At 38.0% G+C, this 524-nt stretch carries 1 protein-coding gene; it reads right to left on the bottom strand.

The window, feature by feature from the left end; all coding sequences use genetic code 11:
* Positions 1 to 490: superoxide dismutase (locus V7147_RS23615; RefSeq protein WP_438824644.1), on the bottom strand; the 490-nt coding region annotated here is incomplete at its 3' end.
* Positions 491 to 524: the final 34 nt, after the last annotated feature.

Below are 524 nucleotides of genomic sequence, written 5' to 3'. Positions count from 1 at the left end.
TATGCAAGTAATGACCAGAACCATTAAAAGCAGCTTCCCTTTCCCAATGCCTTATTAGTTCATAATCACCTGTATCACGTGCCTTTTCCATCATTTTCTCTGCTTTATTTAATCCATCAACATAGCTCTTATGGTGCTTATCATGGTGGAGTATCATGATTTCTTTTGATATATATGGTTCTAACGCATCATAGGCATATGGAAGAGGTGGCAATGTATGTTGTCCAATCCCTACTCTTCTTACATCTAGAAATTCCTCATTAATCTCGGATTGTTCCGAAAATCTTAATCCAACATGATAGAGTTTCTCCACTTCCTCCTGTAATTCAAGCAAACTCGTTGGTGTTTGCCTTTCTCCACCGGATTCTAGGAATTTTGAAAAATTCAATAGCTTAAGTTGAAGGTCTTCATTCCGTTCACCTTCAAATTGTTTTTTAAACTCCAAAAACCATTCTTTCACATCTTCCACATACTTTTCAGGGCTGCCCATCGTAATCCTCCCTTTGAATCAAATGCGCCTTGAC

This window comes from Bacillus sp. JJ1521, assembly GCF_036965165.1.
Classification (GTDB): Bacteria; Bacillota; Bacilli; order Bacillales; family Bacillaceae_L; genus Ferdinandcohnia.
This window is presented reverse-complemented; position numbering and strand designations above follow the sequence as displayed.